This window comes from Kitasatospora sp. NPDC088351 (assembly GCF_040685575.1).
Lineage (GTDB): Bacteria > Actinomycetota > Actinomycetes > Streptomycetales > Streptomycetaceae > Kitasatospora.
In genome coordinates, this window is the sequence record NZ_JBFBIL010000132.1 from 1 (window position 1) to 2,511 (window position 2,511).

A 2,511-nucleotide genomic window follows, 5' to 3' on the forward strand; every position below is an offset into this window, starting at 1 on the left:
CCCGGCACCTGATTCACCACATCGAGCAACGACCAGTCGACATAAGACTTCAAAACCTCGTCGATCTCACCGAGAGCCTCCGCGAAGACCACGGACTCAGCGAGCAACCGACGCCCCATCCCCACCCACTGGGAACCCTGACCCGGGAAGACGAAGACGGTCTGCCCGGCGACGTCCGCCGTGCCGGTGACCAGGGCAGGCGAGGCGGCGTCGCCCGCGAGCGCGGCCAGGCCGGTGCGGTGACCGTCGAGCGCGTCCGCCACCACGACGGCGCGGTGCGCCAGCAGTGTCCGGGCCTCGGCCAGCGCGCGGGCCGCGTCGGCGGGTGCCGGGCCGCGCGCCTCGGTGTAGTCGAGCAGCCGCTCCGCCTGGGCGCGCAGGGCGCCGGCGGAAGCGGCGGACAACAGCCAGGGGACGGCGGCGGCCTCGGGGGCGGTGGGCTCGGCGGCGGGTGTCCGCGCCTCCGCGGCGGGTGCCTCCTCCAGGATGACGTGGGCGTTGGTGCCGCTCACCCCGAAGGCCGACACGGCGGCCCGGCGCGGGCGGTCGGCCGCCGGCCACGGCCGGGCCTCCGTCAGCAGCCGCACCTCCCCGACCGACCAGTCGACCTGGGTGGTCGGCGCGTCCACGTGGAGGGTCCGCGGCAGCACGCCGTGGCGCAGCGCCTCGACCATCTTGATCACGCCGGCGACGCCGGCGGCGGCCTGGGCGTGGCCGATGTTGGACTTCAACGACCCCAGCCACAGCGGCTGTTCGGCCGAACGGCCCTGCCCGTAGGTGGCCAGCACCGCCTGCGCCTCGATCGGGTCGCCCAGCGAGGTCCCCGTCCCGTGGCCCTCGACGGCGTCGACGTCCGCTGCCGTCAGCCGAGCGTTGGCGAGCGCGGCCCGGATCACCCGCTGCTGCGAAGGGCCGTTCGGGGCGGTCAGACCGTTGGACGCACCGTCCTGGTTGACGGCCGAACCCCGGACCACGGCCAGCACCTCGTGCCCCAGGCGCCGGGCGTCCGACAACCGCTCCAGGACGAGGACCGCCACGCCCTCCGCCCAGCCGGTGCCGTCGGCGGCGTCCGCGAAGGCCTTGCAGCGCCCGTCGCTCGCCAGGCCGCGCTGCCGGGAGAACTCCACGAACGGCGAGGGCTGGGACATCACCGCGACACCGCCGGCCAGCGCCAGCGTCGACTCGCCGCTGCGCAGCGACTGGGCGGCCAGGTGGACGGCGACCAGCGAGGAGGAGCAGGCGGTGTCGACGGTAATCGCGGGCCCCTCCAGGCCGAGCGTGTAGGCGACCCGGCCCGAGGCCACGGAGCCGGAGGTGCCGGTGGCGAGGAAGCCTTCGAGCCCGGCGGGCACACTTCGCAGACCGGTGGCGTAGTCGTGGTACATGACGCCGGAGAACACGCCGACGGCCGTACCGCGCAGGCCCGCCGGGTCCAGGCCGGCCCGCTCCAGGGCCTCCCAGGAGGTCTCCAGCAGCAGCCGCTGCTGCGGGTCCATGGCGAGCGCCTCGCGCGGCGAGATCCCGAAGAAGGCGGCGTCGAAGTCGGCGGCGCCGTGCAGGAATCCGCCCTCGCGGACGTAGGAGCGGCCGGCCCGGTCCGGGTCGGGGTCGAAGAGCCCGTCGAGGTCCCAGCCGCGGTCCTCGGGGAACTCGGCCACGCCGTCGCGTCCGTCGGCGACCAGCTGCCACAGCTCGGCCGGGGAGGTGACGTCGCCCGGCAGCCGGCAGGCCATCCCGACGATGGCGATCGGCTCACCGGCCGCCGCCTCCAACGCGGCTTTCTCGGCTGCGAGTTGTTCGTTGTCCTGGAGCGCGGCCCGCAGTGCCGCGACCAGCCTCGCCGTCTGGTCGAAGGCGGCCGCGCCGTCGTTGGTGGTGGTCATGTCAGCCTTTCGGAAGGTGTGCCGGGCGCCGAGCGCGGACGAACGGGCGCGGGTCGGTGAGCGCGGTGCGTCGGCTCGGTGGGTCTGCGCGGTCGGGTGGGCGGTTCAGCCGCGGCCACGCAGGGCGCGGGCGACGAGGCCGTCGATGTCCAGGTCCGCGATGGCGGGCCCGTCCACGGGCACGGGTCCCGCGTCCGGGCCGGCCGCACGCGGCCCGGGGGTCACGGCCGCCGGGCCGGCCGCCGGCTCCGGCAGCAGCTCGGACCGCAGGTGGCGGGCGAGCGCGAGCGGGGTCGGGTGGTCGAAGACCAGGGTCGCCGGGAGCCGGACGCCCGTCGCCCGGGCCAGCCGGTTGCGCAGCTGCACCGCGCCGAGCGAGTCGAACCCGGTCTCCTTGAAGGCCTGGGCGGCGGCGACGGCGTTCTTGGACGGGTGCCCGAGGACGGCGGCGGCGGCGGAGCGCACCAGGTCGAGGACCTCGCGGTGCTGATCGCGCTCCGGCAGCGCGGCCAGCCGGGCGGCGAAGTCCGCCGCGTCGTCGGCGGGTGCGCCGGTGGCGGCGGTGCGGCGGGGAGTGCGGACCAGACCGCGCAGCAGCGGGTTCAGCTCGCCGCCCGCCGCCTGCTTG

Annotated in this window: 2 protein-coding genes; both read right to left on the bottom strand. The window is 76.1% G+C overall.

Going from position 1 to position 2,511, the window contains the following annotated elements; genetic code table 11:
- A partial coding sequence (locus AB0P06_RS36790; RefSeq protein ID WP_363615358.1) for a beta-ketoacyl synthase N-terminal-like domain-containing protein occupies positions 1–1,835 on the bottom strand: 1,835 nt, incomplete at its 3' end.
- A gap of 153 nt (positions 1,836–1,988) precedes the next feature.
- Positions 1,989–2,511, bottom strand: a 523-nt coding sequence (locus AB0P06_RS36795; RefSeq protein ID WP_363615356.1) for an acyl carrier protein, incomplete at its 5' end; no start/stop codon positions are given.